At 74.8% G+C, this 16,795-nt stretch carries 15 protein-coding genes; 11 read left to right on the forward strand and 4 right to left on the reverse strand.

The window, feature by feature from the left end; translation table 11 throughout:
- Positions 1-83 precede the first annotated feature (83 nt).
- On the forward strand, positions 84-1,583 hold the full coding sequence (locus BM142_RS20385; protein ID WP_092202691.1) for an MFS transporter: 1,500 nt from the start codon (positions 84-86) through the stop codon (positions 1,581-1,583).
- Entirely contained in the window at positions 1,580-3,013 is a 1,434-nt protein-coding gene (locus BM142_RS20390; protein WP_092202693.1) for a M20/M25/M40 family metallo-hydrolase, read from the forward strand. Before BM142_RS20385 ends, BM142_RS20390 begins: the two co-directional genes overlap by 4 nt.
- 431 nt (positions 3,014-3,444) lie before the next feature.
- Here BM142_RS20390 and BM142_RS20395 read toward each other — a convergent pair whose 3' ends face one another.
- On the reverse strand, positions 3,445-4,377 hold the full coding sequence (locus BM142_RS20395) for a DUF5926 family protein (protein WP_092202695.1): 933 nt from the start codon (positions 4,375-4,377) through the stop codon (positions 3,445-3,447).
- A gap of 245 nt (positions 4,378-4,622) precedes the next feature.
- Between BM142_RS20395 and BM142_RS20400 the strand changes: the two genes are divergently transcribed.
- The 4 genes from BM142_RS20400 to BM142_RS20415 all read left to right on the forward strand — a co-directional run bounded on the left by BM142_RS20400 (position 4,623) and on the right by BM142_RS20415 (position 8,920).
- On the forward strand, positions 4,623-5,825 hold the full coding sequence (locus BM142_RS20400; protein ID WP_254791101.1) for a cytochrome P450: 1,203 nt from the start codon (positions 4,623-4,625) through the stop codon (positions 5,823-5,825).
- 61 nt (positions 5,826-5,886) lie between these two features.
- Positions 5,887-6,549: a class I SAM-dependent methyltransferase gene (locus BM142_RS20405; RefSeq protein ID WP_092202699.1), complete on the forward strand. Its 663-nt coding sequence runs from the start codon at positions 5,887-5,889 to the stop codon at positions 6,547-6,549.
- A 280-nt stretch (positions 6,550-6,829) separates the two neighbouring features.
- Positions 6,830-8,449, forward strand: a complete 1,620-nt coding sequence (locus BM142_RS20410) for a long-chain fatty acid--CoA ligase (RefSeq protein ID WP_092202700.1) — start codon at positions 6,830-6,832, stop codon at positions 8,447-8,449.
- 108 nt (positions 8,450-8,557) lie between these two features.
- The gene (locus tag BM142_RS20415; RefSeq protein ID WP_092202702.1) at positions 8,558-8,920 is read left to right on the forward strand and encodes a TFIIB-type zinc ribbon-containing protein; all 363 of its coding nucleotides are present in this window, start codon (positions 8,558-8,560) and stop codon (positions 8,918-8,920) included.
- A 77-nt stretch (positions 8,921-8,997) separates the two neighbouring features.
- Here BM142_RS20415 and BM142_RS20420 read toward each other — a convergent pair whose 3' ends face one another.
- Entirely contained in the window at positions 8,998-9,327 is a 330-nt protein-coding gene (locus tag BM142_RS20420; RefSeq protein ID WP_254791102.1) for a rhodanese-like domain-containing protein, read from the reverse strand.
- Between the two features lie 59 nt (positions 9,328-9,386).
- On the opposite strand from BM142_RS20420, the gene BM142_RS20425 reads away from it, so the two are divergent.
- Entirely contained in the window at positions 9,387-9,911 is a 525-nt protein-coding gene (locus BM142_RS20425) for a PH domain-containing protein (protein ID WP_092202704.1), read from the forward strand.
- A 77-nt stretch (positions 9,912-9,988) separates the two neighbouring features.
- Positions 9,989-11,449 carry a PH domain-containing protein gene (locus tag BM142_RS20430; protein ID WP_092202748.1) on the forward strand — a complete coding sequence of 487 codons (1,461 nt, stop codon included), beginning with the start codon at positions 9,989-9,991 and terminating at the stop codon, positions 11,447-11,449.
- On the opposite strand, the gene BM142_RS20435 is transcribed toward BM142_RS20430, so the two are convergent.
- Positions 11,430-12,734, reverse strand: coding sequence for a glutamate mutase L (locus BM142_RS20435; protein ID WP_175527388.1), 1,305 nt, complete (start codon positions 12,732-12,734; stop codon positions 11,430-11,432). The genes BM142_RS20430 and BM142_RS20435 overlap by 20 nt on opposite strands.
- 235 nt (positions 12,735-12,969) lie before the next feature.
- Between BM142_RS20435 and BM142_RS20440 the strand changes: the two genes are divergently transcribed.
- The gene (locus tag BM142_RS20440; protein ID WP_092202706.1) at positions 12,970-14,262 is read left to right on the forward strand and encodes an Nramp family divalent metal transporter; all 1,293 of its coding nucleotides are present in this window, start codon (positions 12,970-12,972) and stop codon (positions 14,260-14,262) included.
- 8 nt (positions 14,263-14,270) lie between these two features.
- Here BM142_RS20440 and BM142_RS20445 read toward each other — a convergent pair whose 3' ends face one another.
- Entirely contained in the window at positions 14,271-14,912 is a 642-nt protein-coding gene (locus tag BM142_RS20445; protein ID WP_254791103.1) for a response regulator, read from the reverse strand.
- A 102-nt stretch (positions 14,913-15,014) separates the two neighbouring features.
- Here BM142_RS20445 and BM142_RS20450 point away from each other — a divergent pair, with 102 nt between their 5' ends.
- Both BM142_RS20450 and BM142_RS20455 read left to right on the forward strand, forming a co-directional pair.
- Positions 15,015-15,749, forward strand: coding sequence for a sensor histidine kinase (locus BM142_RS20450; protein WP_139228970.1), 735 nt, complete (start codon positions 15,015-15,017; stop codon positions 15,747-15,749).
- Positions 15,750-15,850: 101 nt separating this feature from the next.
- Entirely contained in the window at positions 15,851-16,714 is an 864-nt protein-coding gene (locus BM142_RS20455; protein ID WP_092202712.1) for a manganese catalase, read from the forward strand.
- Positions 16,715-16,795: the final 81 nt, after the last annotated feature.

Here is a 16,795-nt window from a genome sequence, read left to right on the forward strand (position 1 = left end):
GGTGGGCCGCCCGGGCGCTCCGGCCACTACGCTCCGGACCCTCCGCGCCACCACCCGTGGCGCAACGGGAAGGGACGTCGCAGGTGGCGGGGACGGCACGGGAGACCGGGCGGATCGCGGGCATCGGCGGGGGGCTGGTCGGCTTCCTGGTCTTCGTCGAGTTCACCAGCGGCGTCCTGCAGGGCTACTACATCCCGCTGCTCACCGACATCGCCCGGCACCTGGACATCCACGACGCCGACGTCAACTGGCTCGAGGCCGCCCAGCTGATGCTGTCGGCGATCGCCGTGCCGATCCTGGCCAAGCTCGGCGACCTGCACGGCCACCGGCGGATGCTGCTGCTGTCGGCGGCGCTGGTGGCCGCGGCGACGGTCGTGCTCGCGTTCGCGTCGTCCTTCCCGGTGTTCCTCGTCGCGTGGGCGGTGCAGGGCATCTACGCCGCCTGGCTGCCGCTGCAGGTGGCGCTGATCTACAACCGCTCGCGCGGCCGGGCGGACCAGGCGGCGCAGACGCGGCGGGCCACCGGCCTGATCGTCGCCGCGCTGCAGCTGGGCGCGATCGTCGGTGCGCTGGGCGGCGGGCAGGTCGGCAGCGCCCTCGCCGGGCAGTTCTGGCTGGTGCTGCTGATCCCCGGGTTCCTGGTGGCCGGCGTCTGCGCGGTCGTCGCGCTGCGCGTGCCGGAGAGCGTGGACCGGCAGTCCGGCTCCGTCGACGCGACCGGCGCGGCGCTGCTCAGCGTCGTCCTGCTGGTGATCACCGGCGGCCTGACCTTCGTCCGGATCAACGGCGCCGGCGAGGCCTGGCCGTGGCTGGTCACCGCCCTGGGCCTGCTGCTGGTCGTCCCGTTCGTGCGCTACGAGCTGGGCCGGCCCGACCCGCTGGTCGACTTCCGCGTCCTGCGCAGCCCCGCCATGTGGCCGGTGCAGCTGACCGCCGGGCTCTTCGGCGTCAGCGTGCTCGGCGCCCAGGGCCCGCTGTCGACCTTCGCCCGCACCGACCCGGACGACTACGGCTACGGGCTGGGGTTGTCGACGAGCATGGTGTCGATCGTCATCGGCGGCTACGTCATCTCGATGCTGGTCGGGGCCAGCCAGTTCTCCCGGATCTCCGCCCGCACCACCCCGCGGACGACGCTGATCGGCGCCGCGGTCCTCGTCGGCACTGGCTACCTGCTGCTCGTGCCGTTCCACGACTCGCTGGCCCAGGTGCTGGCCTGCATGGTGGTGGCCGGCCTGGGCTCGGGTGCCCTGGTGGCGGCCCTGCCCGCGGCCGCCGCCGCCGCCGCGCCGACCGGTCGCACCGGCGTGGCCACCGGCCTGACCAACACCACGAAGGTCCTCGGCGGCAGCTTCGCCTCCGCGACGTTCGCCGTCGCCCTGGCCGCGAACGCGCCGACGCTCGCCGACGGCTCCGCGGGGACGGCGGGCTCCCTGGGCGGTTATCTCGCCGTGTGGATCATCTGCGGGACGACGGCGCTGGCGGCCGCGGTCGCGCTGGTGTTCGTGCCGCGCCTGGCGTTCTCCGACGCACCCGACGCCACGGACCTCCGTTCGGTCGCGCCCGCGACGGAGCACCGGGCATGAGGGGCGCACTGCTGGGCGCGGCCTGCGGTGCCGCGGTGGCCGCCGCGACCCGCCGGGTCGCCCGCTTCCGCCCGCCCCCGGACGCCCCGGACCCCGCCGACCTCGACGGTCTGGACGCCGACGGCGCGGCGCAGCGCCTGGCCGAGCTGGTCCGCATCCCGACGATCTCCACCCGGGACGCCGCCGAGCGCGACACCGCCGCGTTCGAGCGGTTCCGCGCGCGGCTGGCGGAGCTGTACCCGCACACCCACCGCGTCCTCGAGCGGGAGGTGCTCGGCGGCGGCGCGCTGCTCTACCGGTGGCCCAGCGGGACGGACCTGCCGCCCCTGGTGCTCATGGCGCACTACGACGTCGTCCCGGTGGCCGGCCAGGAGTGGTCGCGCGACCCGTTCTCCGGCCTGATCGAGGACGGCGTGGTGCACGGCCGCGGCGCCATCGACGACAAGGGCGCCCTGGTGGCGATCCTCGAGGCGGTGGAGTCCCTGGTCGCGGCCGGGTTCACCCCCGCCCGCGACGTCTACCTCTCCTTCGGCGACGACGAGGAGGTGGCCGGCGTCGGGGCGCAGCTGGCGGTCGAGGCGTTCACCGCCCGCGGCGTCCGGCCCTGGGCGGTGATCGACGAGGGCGGCGCCGTGGTCAGCGGCGTCTTCCCCGGCGTCCCGGGCCAGACCGCCGTCGTCGGGCTGGCGGAGAAGGGGCTGCTGGACGTCGAGCTGGTCACCACCGACGCCGGTGGGCACGCGTCCGCGCCCGTCCGCGGCGGCGCGCCCGCACGGCTGGCCCGCGCCATCCTGCGGATCGAGGACGACCCGTTCCCCGCCCGGCTGCACGACGTCGTCCTCGGGATGGTCGACGCCCTGGGCCGGCACGCCCCGATCGGCTACCGGGCGCTGTTCGCGCACGCGGCGTACCTGCGCCCACTGCTGGCGGCCGTGCTGTCGAAGGCGAGCCGCGAGGCCAACGCGCTGGTCCGGACGACGGTGGCCATCACCGAGCTCGAGGGCAGCAAGGCCCGCAACGTGCTGGCCACCCGCGCCCGGGCGCACGCCAACATCCGGATCGCCCTGGGCGAGACGGTGCAGTCGACCGTCGACCGGCTGCGCCGGGTGATCGACGACCCGAGCGTCGAGCTGACCGTGGTGTCCGGGAACGATCCGTCACCGGTGTCGCGGGCGGACAACGAGGCGTTCGCGCTGGTCGGTGCCGCCGTCCGCTCGGTGTACCCGGAGGCCGCGGTGGCCCCGTACGTGATGGTGCAGGCGAGCGACGCCCGGCACTTCAGCCAGATCTGCGACAGCGTCTACCGGTTCATGCCCTTCGACCTGACGAAGGGCGAGCTGGCCGCCCTGCACGCCGCCGACGAGCGGATCGGCGTCGCCGCCCTGCACCGCGGCGCCGGCTTCTACCGCTACCTGATCCGCCACCTCTGACGGCGGCCGGGCGTTCCGCCGCTGGGTGTTCCCGCGGACGGTCGGCCCCTGCCCACAGGAGTGGGCAACGGCCGAGCATGCCCGAAGGAGGGATCGCGCGCGGCCGGGCGTTCCGCCGCTGGGTGTTCCCGCGGACGGTCGGCCCCTGCCCACAGGAGTGGGCAACGGCCGAGCATGCCCGAAGGGAGGATCGCGCGCGGCCGGGCATTCCTCCGCCGATGTCCCCCCGCGGACGGTCGGCCCCTGCCCACAGGAGTGGGCAACGGCCGAGCATGCCCGAAGGAGGGATCGCGCGCGGCCGGGCGTTCCGCCGCTGGGTGTTCCCGCGGACGGTCGGCCCCTGCCCACAGGAGTGGGCAACGGCCGAGCATGCCCGAAGGGAGGATCGCGCGTGGCCGGGCATTCCTCCGCTGGGGTGTCCCCGCGGACGCTCAGCGCAGGGTGATCTGCCGCGAGATCAGCCCGGCGCGGGCGCGCCGCTCGTCGGAGGTCAGCGGCTCGGTCACGGCCAGGGCTGCCTCCAGCCGGGTCTGGAACTCCGTCGCCGGCCCGACCCAGTCGGCCGCCGGGGTGTCGGCGGGCAGGTCCCACACGGGGACGACGAGGCCGAGGGCACGGAAGGCTCCCGCGTAACGGGTGCCCTCCCCCAGCAGGATCTGGCCGGACGCCGAGAGCCGGGCCAGGGCGTCGAGCAGCTTCTCCTCCGGCTCCGGCCGCACCCAGCGAAGGTGCGCCCGCTCGTCGCCGGGCCGCACCCAGTAGGCCGCCTCGAGCCCGGCCAGCCGGACGGTCGGCAGGATCGCCTCGTTGGCGTGCTCCAGACCGGCCGTGGCCGCGGCCGAGGGCTCCGTCCCCTCCAGCCAGAAGCCGAAGTCGTCGTGCACGGTCACCTCGAAGGGCGCCGAGAGGTCGAGCAGCTCCCGCAACCGGGGGCCGGCCGAGCCGGCGCCGCCGACGGGGCCCGGGTCCACCGGCGCGCCGGCCGGGGCCTCCAGCGCCGCGGCGAGCGCCGTGCCGATGTCGCGGCTCACGTCGTCGGAGGAGACCTGCATCTGGACGGCGACCACGATCTCGCCGTTGGCCCGCACCAGGGCGGGGGTGCCGCCCGGCAGCACGCTGGCGAGGGTGACCTCCCGGCCGTCCGTCGTCCGCAGGCCGGCCGTGGCCGCCGGGACCAGCTCGCGCAGCGCCACCCAGTCCGCCTCGCCCGGGAGCCCCTCGAAGGGCCGGGTCACCGGCGGGGCGTAGCCGGAGCCGTGGCAGTGCTTGTAGCGCCGGCCGGAGCCGCAGAAGCACGGGGCCTTCGGGTTGATGCCCTCCGGCGCGTCGGTGGCGGGGGCTGCGGAGCGCTTGCGGGAAGCCATGCGGTGCAGCGTAGTGAAAGGCCTCCCGTCCCCCTCCCGCCTCGCATGCTCGGCGCGAGCCTCTGGACGGGGGCCGGGCGTCGGAGCCCGGCAGCAGGGCCGCCGCTCAGGCCACCCGGGCCGCTCCCGGCCTCTGAACCATGCGCACTCGTGGTCATCGCCGGCCGATGGCCACGAGTGCGCATGGTTCGTGGCCCCGCAGGGCTGTGACCGGCGTCGTTGCCGGCGTTCCTAGGCTCGTGGACGTGACGCCCGCTCCCCTCGACCTGACCGATCCCGCCGTCGTCGCCGACCCGTACCCGGCGTTCGCCCGGGCCCGTGCGGAGGCGCCGGTGCAGTGGCACGAGGGGCTCGGGCTGTGGCTGGCGTTCACCCACGCCGAGGCCAACGCCGTGCTGCGCGACCGCCGGCTGGGCCGGATCTGGTCGGACAAGGCGCCGGCCGAGCGGTTCGGGAGCTTCAACCTCATCCACCGCAACGCCATCCTGGAGATGGAGCCGCCGGACCACACGCGGCTGCGCCGGCTGATCAGCGCCGCGTTCGCCCGCGGGCACGTGGAGCGCCTGCGGCCGTGGGTGGAGGAGCTCGCGGGCACCCTGGTCGACGGCCTGGTCGAGCGATCCGGGGGCACCGAGCCGGTCGACGTCCTCAGCGGGATGGCCGAGGAGCTGCCGGTCGCCGTCATCGCCGAGTTGCTGGGGGTGCCGGAGGCCGACCGGGCACTGCTGCGCCCGTGGTCGAACGCGATCGTGAAGATGTACGAGTACGGCCGGACGACGGAGATCGAGGACGCCGCCGAGCGTGCCGCCGAGGAGTTCGTCGCCTACCTGCGCGAACTGGCCGCCGACCGCCGGAAGAACCTCGGCGAGGACCTCGTCTCGCACCTGGTCAGCGTCCGGGACGCCGAGGGCGACAAGCTCACCGAGGACGAGCTGGTCACCACCTGCATCCTGCTGCTCAACGCCGGCCACGAGGCGACCGTCAACGTCAGCGGCAACGGCCTGCTCGCCCTGCTGGAGCACCCCGACCAGCTGCAGCGGCTGCGCGACGATCCCGCGCTGCTGCCGACGGCGATCGAGGAGCTCATGCGCTTCGACTCCCCGCTGCAGCTGTTCGAGCGCACCGCGACCGCCGACGTCGAGATCGGCGGGATCACGGTGCAGCAGGGCCAGAAGATCGCCGCCCTGCTGGGGTCGGCCAACCACGACCCCGCGGTGTTCGCCGAACCGGGGACCCTCGACGTCGGGCGCACCGACAACCCGCACATCTCCTTCGGGGCCGGCATCCACTTCTGCATCGGCGCCCCGCTTGCCCGCGTCGAGCTGCAGGCGTCGTTCGGCGCGCTGCTCTCGCGCACCTCGCGGCTGGAGCTGGGGCGGCCCGCGCGGCGCCGTCCGGAGTTCGTCATCCGCGGCCTGCGCGACCTCCCCGTCGTCCTCACCGCCTGATCTCTTGCCGGACCGGCAACGGAAGTGGCCGATCCGCGGCGTGCGGGGGGAGAGTGCGGAGGTGACCCGAGACCTTCCCGTGGACCCGACCGCCGCCGACGACTACGTGGGATCTCCCGCGGTGCGGGCGGAGTGGGACCGGCGCTACACCGAGTGGGAGCAGCTGTGGAGCGGCCGACCCAACGGAGCGCTCGTCGCCGAGGCCGGGGACCTGACGCCCGGGAGGGTGCTGGACGTCGGCTGCGGCGAGGGCGCGGACGCCGTCTGGCTGGCCCGTCAGGGCTGGGACGTGACGGCTCTCGACGTCTCCGAGGTGGCCCTGGAGCGGGCGGCGCGGCATGCCCGCGACGCCGGCGTCGAGGTCCGCTGGGTGCACGCCGGCCTGGAGGAGGCGGCGCTGCCGCCGCGGTCCTTCGACCTCGTCTCCGCCCAGTACCCGGCCCTGCCACGCACGCCGGACGCCGCCGCCGAGCGCGCCCTGCTGGACGCCGTCGCGCCGGGCGGCGTGCTGCTGCTCGTGCACCACGCGGGGATGGAGACGCACCGACCGGAGAACAGCGAGTTCGACCCGGCGGACTACGTCTGGCCCTCGATGGTGGCAGCGCTGCTGGACGACGCGTGGCGGGTGGAGGTGGACGAGCAGCGGCCGCGCGTCGCACCGGAGAGCGGCGGCGGGGCACACCACACCGAGGACGTCGTGCTCCGCGCCCGCCGGTTGCGCTGAGCCGACCCGACCGGGGGCGGGGCGGCCACCCTCGACGGACGGCATCCTCCTCGCCGCGCGGCATCCTCCTCGCCGCGCGGCGTCCCCCTCGCGGCTCGGCGTCCCCCTCGCGGCGGCGTCCCTTTCGCGGCGGCGTCCTCCCCCACCGGAGCGCGTCCTCCCCCACCGGAGCGCGTCCTCCCCCACCGCCCACCGTGCGGGAGGACGCGCCACGATCAGGGAACCTGATCATGGCGGACCACCGGTGGAAGGTGAGCGCCGTCACTGGCACGATGCGGTCATGCGCGGCCTGATGCAGGACACCCCACTGACCGTCGACGCGATCTTCCGGCACGTCGAGCAGCACTACGGCGACGGCACGATCGTCACCAACAACCCCGGGGGCGTGACCCGGGCGACCTACGCGGAGTGGGCCCAGCGCACCCGCAAGCTCGGCGGGGTCCTGGACACCCTGGGCATCAGCGCCGACGGCCGGGTCGGCACGTTCGGCTGGAACAGCCAGCGCCACCTGGAGCTGTACTTCGCCGCGCCCTGCACCGGCCGGGTGCTGCACACGCTCAACGTGCGGCTCTTCCCGGAGCAGCTGACCTACATCGCCAACCACGCCGAGGACGAGGTCATCTTCGTCGACCGCAGCGTCCTGCCCCTCCTGTGGCCGCTGATCGACACCATGAAGACGGTCCGGCAGGTCGTGATCATGGACGACGGCACGGACAACGAGATCCCCGACGACCCCCGGGTCCTCGACTACGAGACGCTGCTGGCCGACGCCGAGCCGGTCGAGTTCCACGTCGAGGACGAGGGCCTGGCCGCGTCGATGTGCTACACGAGCGGCACCACCGGCAACCCCAAGGGCGTCGTCTACTCCCACCGCTCGACGTTCCTGCACACGATGGGCGTCCTGATGCCCAACGCCTTCGGGCTGGGCATCCGCGACGTCGCGATGCCGGTCGTGCCGATGTTCCACGCCAACGCCTGGGGGATCGCGCAGGCCGCGCCCGCCGCGGGGGCCTCGCTGGTCATGCCCGGCGCGCTCATGCAGCCGGAGGCTCTGGCGAAGCTGATCATCGACGAGGGCGTCACGTTCACCGCCGGCGTCCCGACCATCTGGCAGGGCGTGCTCCCCCACCTGGCCGGCAAGCCGCACAAGCTGCGCGACATCGGCTGCGGCGGCTCCGCCGTCCCGAAGGCCCTGTCGGAGGCCTACCGGGAGCAGGTCGGCATCCCGATCCTGCAGGCGTGGGGCATGACCGAGACCCACCCGGTGGCCTCCTCCGGCATCCTGCCGCCGCGCTACGAGGACGTCGACGACGCGACCAAGGCGACTCAGCGGGCCCGCGCCGGCATCCCGTTCCTGGGTGTGGAGGCGCGGATCGTCGACGCCGACACCCTCGAGCCGCAGCCGTGGGACGACAAGGCCACCGGCGAGCTGCAGGTGCGCGGGCCGTGGTGCGCGAAGGACTACTACAACCCCGACGCCGGCGTGGAGCTCACCACCGCGGACGGCTGGATGAAGACCGGCGACGTCGCGGCGATGGACGAGTTCGGCTCCATCCGGATCGCCGACCGCACCAAGGACCTGATCAAGTCCGGCGGCGAGTGGATCAGCTCGGTCGACCTGGAGAACGCGATCATGAGCCACCCGGCGGTGAAGGAGGCCGCGGTCATCGGCATCCCGCACCCGAAGTGGGACGAGCGCCCGCTGGCCTGCGTCGTGGTCAAGGAGGGCGAGTCGGTGACCGAGGAGGAGATTCTCGAGCACCTCAAGCCGCTGGTGGCCAAGTGGTGGATGCCCGAGGCCGTGGAGTTCATCGACGAGGTGCCCAAGACCAGCGTCGGCAAGTTCTCGAAGAAGGACCTGCGCAACCAGTTCGCGGAGTACGCGCTCCCCGAGGGCTGACGCCGCTCTCCCGTGTTGATCATCGGCGGGTGGCTGCGCCCGCCGGCGTGTCACCCGGCCACCCGCCGATGATCAACACGGCCGCGACCCCGCAGGTAGCCTGGGTGCATGCAGCTCCTGTGCCCGAAATGCCACAACGTGATGGCGCAGTACGAGCGCAACCGGGTGCTGGTCGACCAGTGCACCGAGTGCAAGGGGATCTTCCTCGACCGCGGTGAGCTGGAGAACCTCGTGGCGGCCGAGCGGGCCGTCAACGACGTCGAGGACGGCCGCCCGGTCGTGCCCCCGCCGACGGCGGCCGCACCCCCGCCCATCCGCGACCCCTACGACCGGGACCCGCGCTACTACGGCGAGCACCGCTACGACGAGCGCTACTACGGCCGCGGCTACGAGCAGCAGCGGGGCTACGACGAGAAGTACGCCAAGAAGAAGCGCCGCAAGAGCATCCTCGAAGAGCTCCTCGACTTCTAGAAGGACCCCGCTGCCCCCTCCTCTCGCAAGCTCGAGGCGGGACCCTGCAGCGGGGCCGCTCCAGCACGTCACCAGGCTCAGCGGACGAAGGGCGGCTGGCCGGTCTCGCTGACCATGGGCTTGCCGGCCGCCTCCCAGCCGCCCATCCCCTCGGCGACGTTCACCGCGTCGAACCCGTTCTGGTTCAGCCAGGCAGCGACCCGCGCCGACCGGCCGCCGCTGCGGCAGGTGACGTAGAGCGGATCGGCCTCGGGGAGGTCGTCGAGCCGGGCCGGGACGTCGCCCATCGGGATGTGGGTCGCCCCCTCGACGTGGCCGTGCACCCACTCGTCGTCCTCCCGGACGTCGAGGATCACGGCGTCCTCGGGCAGCTCGCTGACAGAGACGGTCGGAACCTGCTGCGGCATCACGCGCTCCATCGTGGCATGCGTGAGCCCGTCGGCCCGCACTGCGAGGATGGACGGCGATGACCACGACCACGACCACGACCCCGTCCCCGGTGCGCGAGCCGGCCTGGCCGCTGTCCCGCTCGGCGATCGGGCTGTGGGTGACCGAGAGCGTGATCAGCTCGGTGTTCCTCGGCATGGGGTTGGCCGCGTTCCTGATCTTCGTGCCGGCCGAGCCCGGCACCCCGCTCCCGGTGCTGCGGTGGGTCGTCCCCGTGCTGTACGCCGTGTACGTGGTGCTCGCCGTCGGTGTCCGCCCGTGGGTGCGCTTCCGGGTGCACCGCTGGGAGATCACGGACGAGGCGGTCTACACCCTCACCGGCTGGCTGACCCGCACCTGGACGCTGGTGCCGATCTCCCGCATCCAGACCGTCGACGTCACCCGCGGCGTGCTCCAGCAGATGTTCGGGCTGTCGACGGTCGCGGTCATGACGGCGTCCTCGCAGGGCACCGTGCAGGTCTGGCACCTGGAGGCCGACGTCGCCCAGCAGGTCGCCGACGACCTCGCGCACCGGGCCGAGCAGGTCCGCGACCAGGCCACGTGACCGGGCCGACGGAGCCGGCCACGCCCCCACCGGCCACGCCCCCACCGGCCGCGCCCCCACCGGCCACGCCCCCACCGGTGCCCCGACCGCCCGACACCGGGCGGCGCACCTCCCCACTCGTCGTGCTGGTGCACACGGTGACCTTCCGGCAGGCCCGGCAGTTCGTCCCGGCGGTCATCCCGATCGTCGCGGCCACCGGCCTGGGCGGTGGGGCGTGGACGGTCGCGGCGCTCGTCGTCGGCGTCACGCTGCTGTCGCTGGGCACCGCCGCGCTGGGCTGGTGGCGCTTCCGCTACGCCGACGGCCCGGCGTCCGTCGTCGTCACCCGGGGGCTGCTGTCCCGGTCGGTGCGCACCGTCCCCAACGACCGCATCCGGGGCGTCGAGGTCGAGACGCCGCTGCTGCACCGGCTGCTCGGGCTAGTGCGGGTGCGCATCGACGCCGCGGCCGGGGCGGTCAACGGCAAGGACGAGGAGCTCGTCATCGACGGGGTCCCGCGCGCCGAGGGCGACCGGCTGCGCGCCGCCGTCCTCACCCACCGGTCCGGGCCGGTCGCCGAGGAGGGCGCCGAACCGGCGGCGGAGGAGGAGTTCGCCCGCTTCGACAACCGCTGGCTGTTCTACGCCCCGCTGGTCGGCAGCTACCTGGCCGTGCCCCTGGCCGGGGTGGGTGCGCTGTTCCGGCTGGCCCAGGAGCTGCCCGCTCGCTTCCAGCCGGACATCGACGGCGTGCAGATCAGCGGCGTAGGGGCACTGCTCGCCGTCCTCGCGGTCGCCCTGGTGCTGCTCGTCGCGGGGTCGGTCATCGGTGCCGCCGTCGTCAACTGGGGCTTCCGGCTCACCCGGCGCGGCGGCTCCCTGGTCGCCGCACGCGGTCTGGTCACCCGCCGGCACACCGAGCTGGAGATCGACCGGATCCGCGGCTGGACCCTGTCGGAGGGGCTGGGCATGCGCTGGGTGCGGGCCGCACGGGCCGGCGCCCTGGTCACCGGCCTCGGGGACGCCGCCCGCCGCGGCCAGCTGCTCCCGCTGGGGCCGCGCGAGGAGGCCCGCGCGCTCGGCATCCGCCTGGTCCCCGAGCCCGGGCCGCTGCGGCCGCACCCCCCGGCCGCGCGCCGGCGCCGGATCGTCCGCGCCGTCACCGCCGGGCTGCTGGTCACCGCGGCCGGTGCGGTCACGACGCCGCTGCTGGGCTGGTGGTGGGTCCTGGTGGCCGGCCTGGTCCTCCTCGTCCTGGGCGTGCCCCTGGGTCTCGGCCGCTATGCCGCCCTCGGTCACGCCAGCGGCGAGGGGTCGTTCTCCGTCCGCAGCGGCTGGCTGGTGCGCGAGCAGGCCGTGCTCCAGGACCGCGCCGTCGTCGGCTGGCAGGTGCGGCAGTCGCCGTTCCAGCGACGGGCCGGCCTGGCCACGGTCGTCGCCTGCGTCGGCGCCGGCAGCGGTGGCTACGCCGCCGTCGACATGGCCGCCGACGAGGTCGGCGCGTTCACCGCCGCGGCCTCCGACCAGTGGGCGAGGACCTTCAGCGCGCGAGCGGAGTGACCCTCGGGGCGGCCAGCAGATCCTGGGCCAGCGCCGCGGCCGCCACGGGGTGGTCGCCCGCCAGCAGCCCGACGGCGGCCAGCACGTACCGCCGGTCGACGACCACCGCCTTGCCGTCCAGCACGCTCCCCGCGCCGCCGGCGTCCTCGGCCAGCCGGGCGAGCACCTGGTCCACCGCCGCCGGGTCGGCGTGCCGGAAGACGCCGCCGGACAGCACCACCAGCCGGGCCGACCGCGCACTGGCGCCACCCGGGCCGTAGGCCGCCTCGGCACGCAGGTGCCGGCGCAGCGCCACGGTGGCGGCCGCCTCTGCCAGGGCCAGCGGGTCGTCGCCGGGCCCGGTCAGCCCCTCGGCCACGGCAGCCGCCCGCAGCGCGTCCACACTCCACGAGACGCCGAGGTCGCCCTCCACCGTCCGGCGACGGGCGGGCACACCGACCGCCTCGCGGCCCAGCGTCGCCTGCTCGGCGTCCGGGTCGGGCACGCAGTACACGTCGGTGGTCGCCCCGCCCACGTCCAGCGCCACCACGGAGACCTCCGCCGGGGCGAGCGCCCGGGCCAGCACGGTCACGCCCTCCAGGACGGCGTCCGGGGTGACCGCACGCACCCAGGACCGCAGCCGCGGATCGGCCGACAGCCGGTCGCCGCCGATCACGTGTTCCAGGAACACCGTGCGGATCGCCGCCCGCGCCGACTCCGGCGCCAGCCGGCCGATGTCGGGCAGCACGTTGCCCGCCTCGTGCACCGGCAGCCCGCCCGCGCGCAGCACGGCCGCGACCTCGTCCCGCACGGCGGCGTTCCCGGCCAGCACGACCGGCACCGACCACGGAGGGCCCCCACGGCCTCCCGCACCGGTACCCGGTGATACGGCCGACGAGGCCAGCGCCGTTGCGTTGGCCCGCAGCACCGACGCCTCGCCGCCGTCGGTGCCCCCGACCAGCAGGACGACGTCGGGCTCCGCCGCCCGGAGCGCGGCCAGCCGGTCGGCGTCCAGCACCCCGGCGGCGACGTGCACGACCCGGGCGCCGGCCGACAGCGCGGCCCGGCGCCCGGCCTCGGCGCTGATCAGCTCCTCGTAGCCGACCACCGCCAGCCGCAGCCCCCCGCCGGCGCTGGAGCACGCCACGACCGGTGCCTCCGGGAAGCCCGCCGTCGCGTCCAGGACCCCGCGGACGACGTCGTCCAGGGTGGTGGGCGCCTGGGCGGTGGCCAGCAGCCGCCCGGAGGCATCGTCGACCAGCGCGGCCTTGGTGAACGTCGAGCCGATGTCGACGCACGCGATCACCCGGCGGACCCTACCGATCCGGCCGTCCGCCCCCACCGACCTCACCGTCCGGTCGCCGACCCCGTGCTGCCGCGCGAGGTCGGCGACCCGTGCGCGAGGCCCGCGGCCGTCGGAGCCGCCGGGGTGAGGGCAGGCAGGCCTGGCCCGCGGGGGCCACGGGTCGGCCCCGGTGTGTCAGCCCCGGCGGGCAGAGCCAGGAGCGACCACCGCCGTCCGAGCCCCGAAGAAGGCCGCCGTGTACCTGTCCAAGACCGAGGCCGCCGTCCTCCCGCGCACGCTGGGCTCCGCCGCCCGGCCGACGCCACCGGCGGAGGGCACGCGTCGCATCTGGCCACTCCTGGGGCCGGCCTTCGTCGCCGCCGTGGCCTACGTCGACCCGGGCAACTTCGCGACGAACTTCTCCGGCGGCGCCTCGTTCGGGTACACGCTGCTCTGGGTCATCGTCGCGGCGAACCTCATGGCGATGCTGATCCAGTCGCTGACCGCGAAGCTCGGCCTGGCCACCGGGCGCGACCTCGCCACGCTCTGCCGGGAGCGGCTGCCCCGCCCGGTCACCCGTGGGCTCTGGCTGCAGGCCGAAGCGGTCGCCATCGCCACCGACCTGGCCGAGATCGTCGGCGGCGCCGTCGCGCTGTACCTGCTCTTCGGCGTCCCGCTGCCGGTGGGCGGGGTGATCACCGCGGTCGTCGCCTTCGGCCTGCTGGCCGCCCAGTCCCGCGGGCACCGCCCGTTCGAGCGGGTCATCACCGGGCTGCTGCTCGTCATCGGCCTGGGCTTCGCCTACACGCTGGTCGGCTCGGGGGTCGACGTCGCCGGCGCGGCGGCCGGCCTGGTGCCCTCCTTCGCCGGGCCCGAGAGCCTGATCCTCGCCACCGGCATCCTCGGCGCGACGGTGATGCCGCACGTCATCTACGTGCACTCCGCGCTCACCCCGGGCCGGTACGGCGACGCCGTCACCGCCGGCCGGACGGCGACCGGACGGCGCCGCCTGCTGCGCGCGCAGCGCCTGGACGTGCTGCTGGCGATGGGGTTCGCCGGGCTGATCAACGCCGCGATGCTCGTCGTCGGCGCCCAGTTGTTCACCGGCACCGGCATGGACGGGTCGCTGGAGGCGGTGCACGCCGGGCTGGGCGAGCAGCTGGGCCGGGGCGCGGGCATCGCCTTCGGCATCGCCCTGCTGGCCGCCGGGTTCGCGTCGTCCTCGGTCGGCACGCACGCCGGTCAGGTGGTGATGGCCGGGTTCCTGCGCCGGTCGATCCCGGTCCTGCTGCGCCGGCTGGTCACGCTGGCGCCCGCGCTGCTGATCCTGCTGCTCGGTGTCGACCCCACGACCGCGCTCGTCTGGTCGCAGGTCGTGCTCTCCTTCGGCATCCCGTTCGCCCTCGTGCCGCTGCTGTGGCTGACCAGCCGGCGCGACGTCATGGGCGGCTGGGTGAACCGGCGCCGGACGACGGCCGTGGGTGCGGTCATCGCCGTCCTCATCATCGGCCTGAACCTGCACCTGCTGCTGGAGCTCACGCTGGGCTGAGCCGACCGTCACCCCTCGGCGCGCTGGTCGAGGCCCACCCGCCCGGCGAGGGCCGCCGCCTCCACCCGGCTGGCCACCCGCAGGCGCCGCAGCAGGTGGGCCACCAGCCGCTTCGCCGTCCGCTCGGAGACGTGCAGCGTGGTCGCGATGTCCACCGTCCCGGTGCCGGCCGCGACCAGCCGCCAGAGCCGGCGCTCGTCCGCGGTGAGCTGACCGGCGATCCCGTCGTCGCCCGAGGTCCCGCCGTGCTCGAGCAGGTGCCGCAGCAGCGGCTCCGGCAGCACCGACCACCCGTCGAGGACGGCGAGGAGCGGGCCGACGAGGGACTCCGGGTCGGCGGTCTTGGGCAGGAAGCCGGCCGCACCGGCGCGCAGGGCCTCCACGGCCGCGTGCTCGTCGGCCATCCCCGACATGGCCACGATCCGCACCGTGGGCGCCACGCGGCGGACGGCGGCGATCGCCCGGGAGCCGCCGGGCGGCGGCATCTGCACGTCGATGACGGCGACGTCGGCCCGGAACCGCTGCACCAGAGCAGCCGCCGCCGAGGCGTCGTCGGTGGCGGCCACGACCTGGACCCGCCCGCCGCTCACCTCGGGCAGGAGCAGGGTGAGCCCCCGGGTGAAAAGTGGGTGGTCGTCCACCACAATCACGTCCAGAGGCCTCTGGCGTGAAACAACGGCGCCGTCCTCGCCCATGTTCTCCCGCCCGTCGGTGCGCCTCGGCGCGCTGGTCCCGCGGGGGCGGAGGTGCCCGTGATCCTGGCGCAACACACCTCACCGGCACGGTGGAGCGGATTCCTGCCCGCCGCGGTCCGCAGAGCCCGAGCCCGGCTGCGCCGTGGGGGTGCTCGTGCGGCCGAGCCGGAACGGCCCAGCTCCGAGGACGTCCTGGTCCGGGCGCTGTGCCACGACATGCGTGGCTCCCTGGCGTGCCTGGAGAGCGCGCTCCGCCACCTCGGGCGCACCGATCCGGCGCTGTCCGACGTCCTCGAGCTGGCACAGGCCCAGGCCGCCCACCTCACCTCGCTGCTGCGCACCGCGGAGGTCACCGGTGGTGCGGCGCCCCGGCGTCCGCGGGACGGCCAGCGGCTGACGGATGTGCTGGCCGCCTCCGTCGCCGCGTCCGGGCTGCCGCGCGCCCAGCTGACCGTGGACCTCGACGAGACCTCCGAGCACGTGCTGGTGGGGGACGCCCGGCTCCAGCGCATCCTGGTCAACCTCCTGGAGAACGCCCACCGGCACGGCAGGGGCGCCCCCGTGCACCTGGGCGTCACCAGCGGCGGTGGCTGGGTGGAGTGCGCCGTCACCCAGGCGGGGGTCCCCGCGCAGCTGGTGATCGGCCATCTGACGACGACGCGCCCGCCCGCCGACCTCACCGGACTCGGGCTGTGGTCGGTGCAGCAGCAGGTGCGGCAACTGGGCGGCTGGATCGTGTGGGAGGAGCACGGCGGCGCGCTCACCCTCCGGGTCCAGCTCCCCGACCACTGATTGGCACCGGGGGGCCACCGGACGGCACGGGTAGGCCAGGGCGGGCGGGCAGAAGGTCGGTGTGCCCGCGAGCGCGGGCGCTTCGACGCAGAGGAGGACCCGTGTTCACGCACACGCACGCGCTGCAGTACGAGGCCAAGCCCGACGGCCCCGACCCGGCCTACGCCCGCCGGCTCCAGGAGGTCCTCGGCGGCCAGTGGGGCGAGATGACGGTCGCCACCCAGTACCTGCTCCAGGGCTGGAACTGCCGACTGCCCGGCAAGTACAAGGACATGCTGCTCGCCATCGGCACCGAGGAGCTGGCGCACGTCGAGATCCTGGTGACGCTGATCGACCGGCTGCTGGACCACCAGCCGCTCAAGCCCGACTCCGCCGACCGCACCAAGGAGGCGGCCGCCGGGTTCGGCAACACCAACCCGCAGCACGCGATCGTCAACGGCGGGGGCGCCTACTACCGCGACAGCATGGGCCTGCCCTGGAGCGGCGGGTACGTGACGGCGAGTGGGAACCTGATGGCCGACTTCAACTACAACGCGACCGCCGAGATGATGGGCCGGCTGCAGGTCTCCCGGCTCTACAACATGACCGACGACCCGGGGGTCAAGGAAACCCTGCGCTTCCTGCTCGCGCGCGACCACTACCACCAGATGCAGTGGCTCAAGGCGATCGAGGAGCTCAAGGTGGACGGGCTGGAGAACATCCCGGTGCCCGAGGCGTTCCCCATGGACGAGGAGCCGGAGGAGTTCGCCTACGCCTTCCTCGACGCCTCCGACGGCCCGGACGCCGCGGCCGGCAGCTGGGCGAGCGGACCGGCGATCGACGGGACGGACAAGCAGCTCTCGGCCCGCCGGATCGAGGCCACCGCCGACGCGCCGATCCTGCCGCCGGGTGACCCGCGGCTGTACGGCACGCCGCCGATGCCGGGTGAGGGCCTGCTGCAGAAGGCCAAGGACCTCCTCAAGTGAGTCTCTGAGCGTCCTGCCTGCGTCGCCGTGCCGGCGGCCCGTCCCCGCACCGGACGGGCCGCCGGCAGGGCGCGACACCGA

This window comes from Blastococcus tunisiensis, from assembly GCF_900112815.1.
Classification (GTDB): Bacteria; Actinomycetota; Actinomycetes; order Mycobacteriales; family Geodermatophilaceae; genus Blastococcus_B; species Blastococcus_B tunisiensis.

Bases quoted from the DNA above. Each gene is read 5' to 3' on its own strand.
- BM142_RS20395 (WP_092202695.1), bottom strand. From the start codon at position 4,377: ATGGCTTCCCGCAAGCGCTCCGCAGCCCCCGCCACCGACGCGCCGGAG.
- BM142_RS20425 (WP_092202704.1), top strand. From the start codon at position 9,387: ATGACCACGACCACGACCACGACCCCGTCCCCGGTGCGCGAGCCGGCC.
- BM142_RS20420 (WP_254791102.1), bottom strand. From the start codon at position 9,327: ATGCCGCAGCAGGTTCCGACCGTCTCTGTCAGCGAGCTGCCCGAGGAC.
- BM142_RS20410 (WP_092202700.1), top strand. From the start codon at position 6,830: ATGCGCGGCCTGATGCAGGACACCCCACTGACCGTCGACGCGATCTTC.
- BM142_RS20415 (WP_092202702.1), top strand. From the start codon at position 8,558: ATGCAGCTCCTGTGCCCGAAATGCCACAACGTGATGGCGCAGTACGAG.
- BM142_RS20390 (WP_092202693.1), top strand. From the start codon at position 1,580: ATGAGGGGCGCACTGCTGGGCGCGGCCTGCGGTGCCGCGGTGGCCGCC.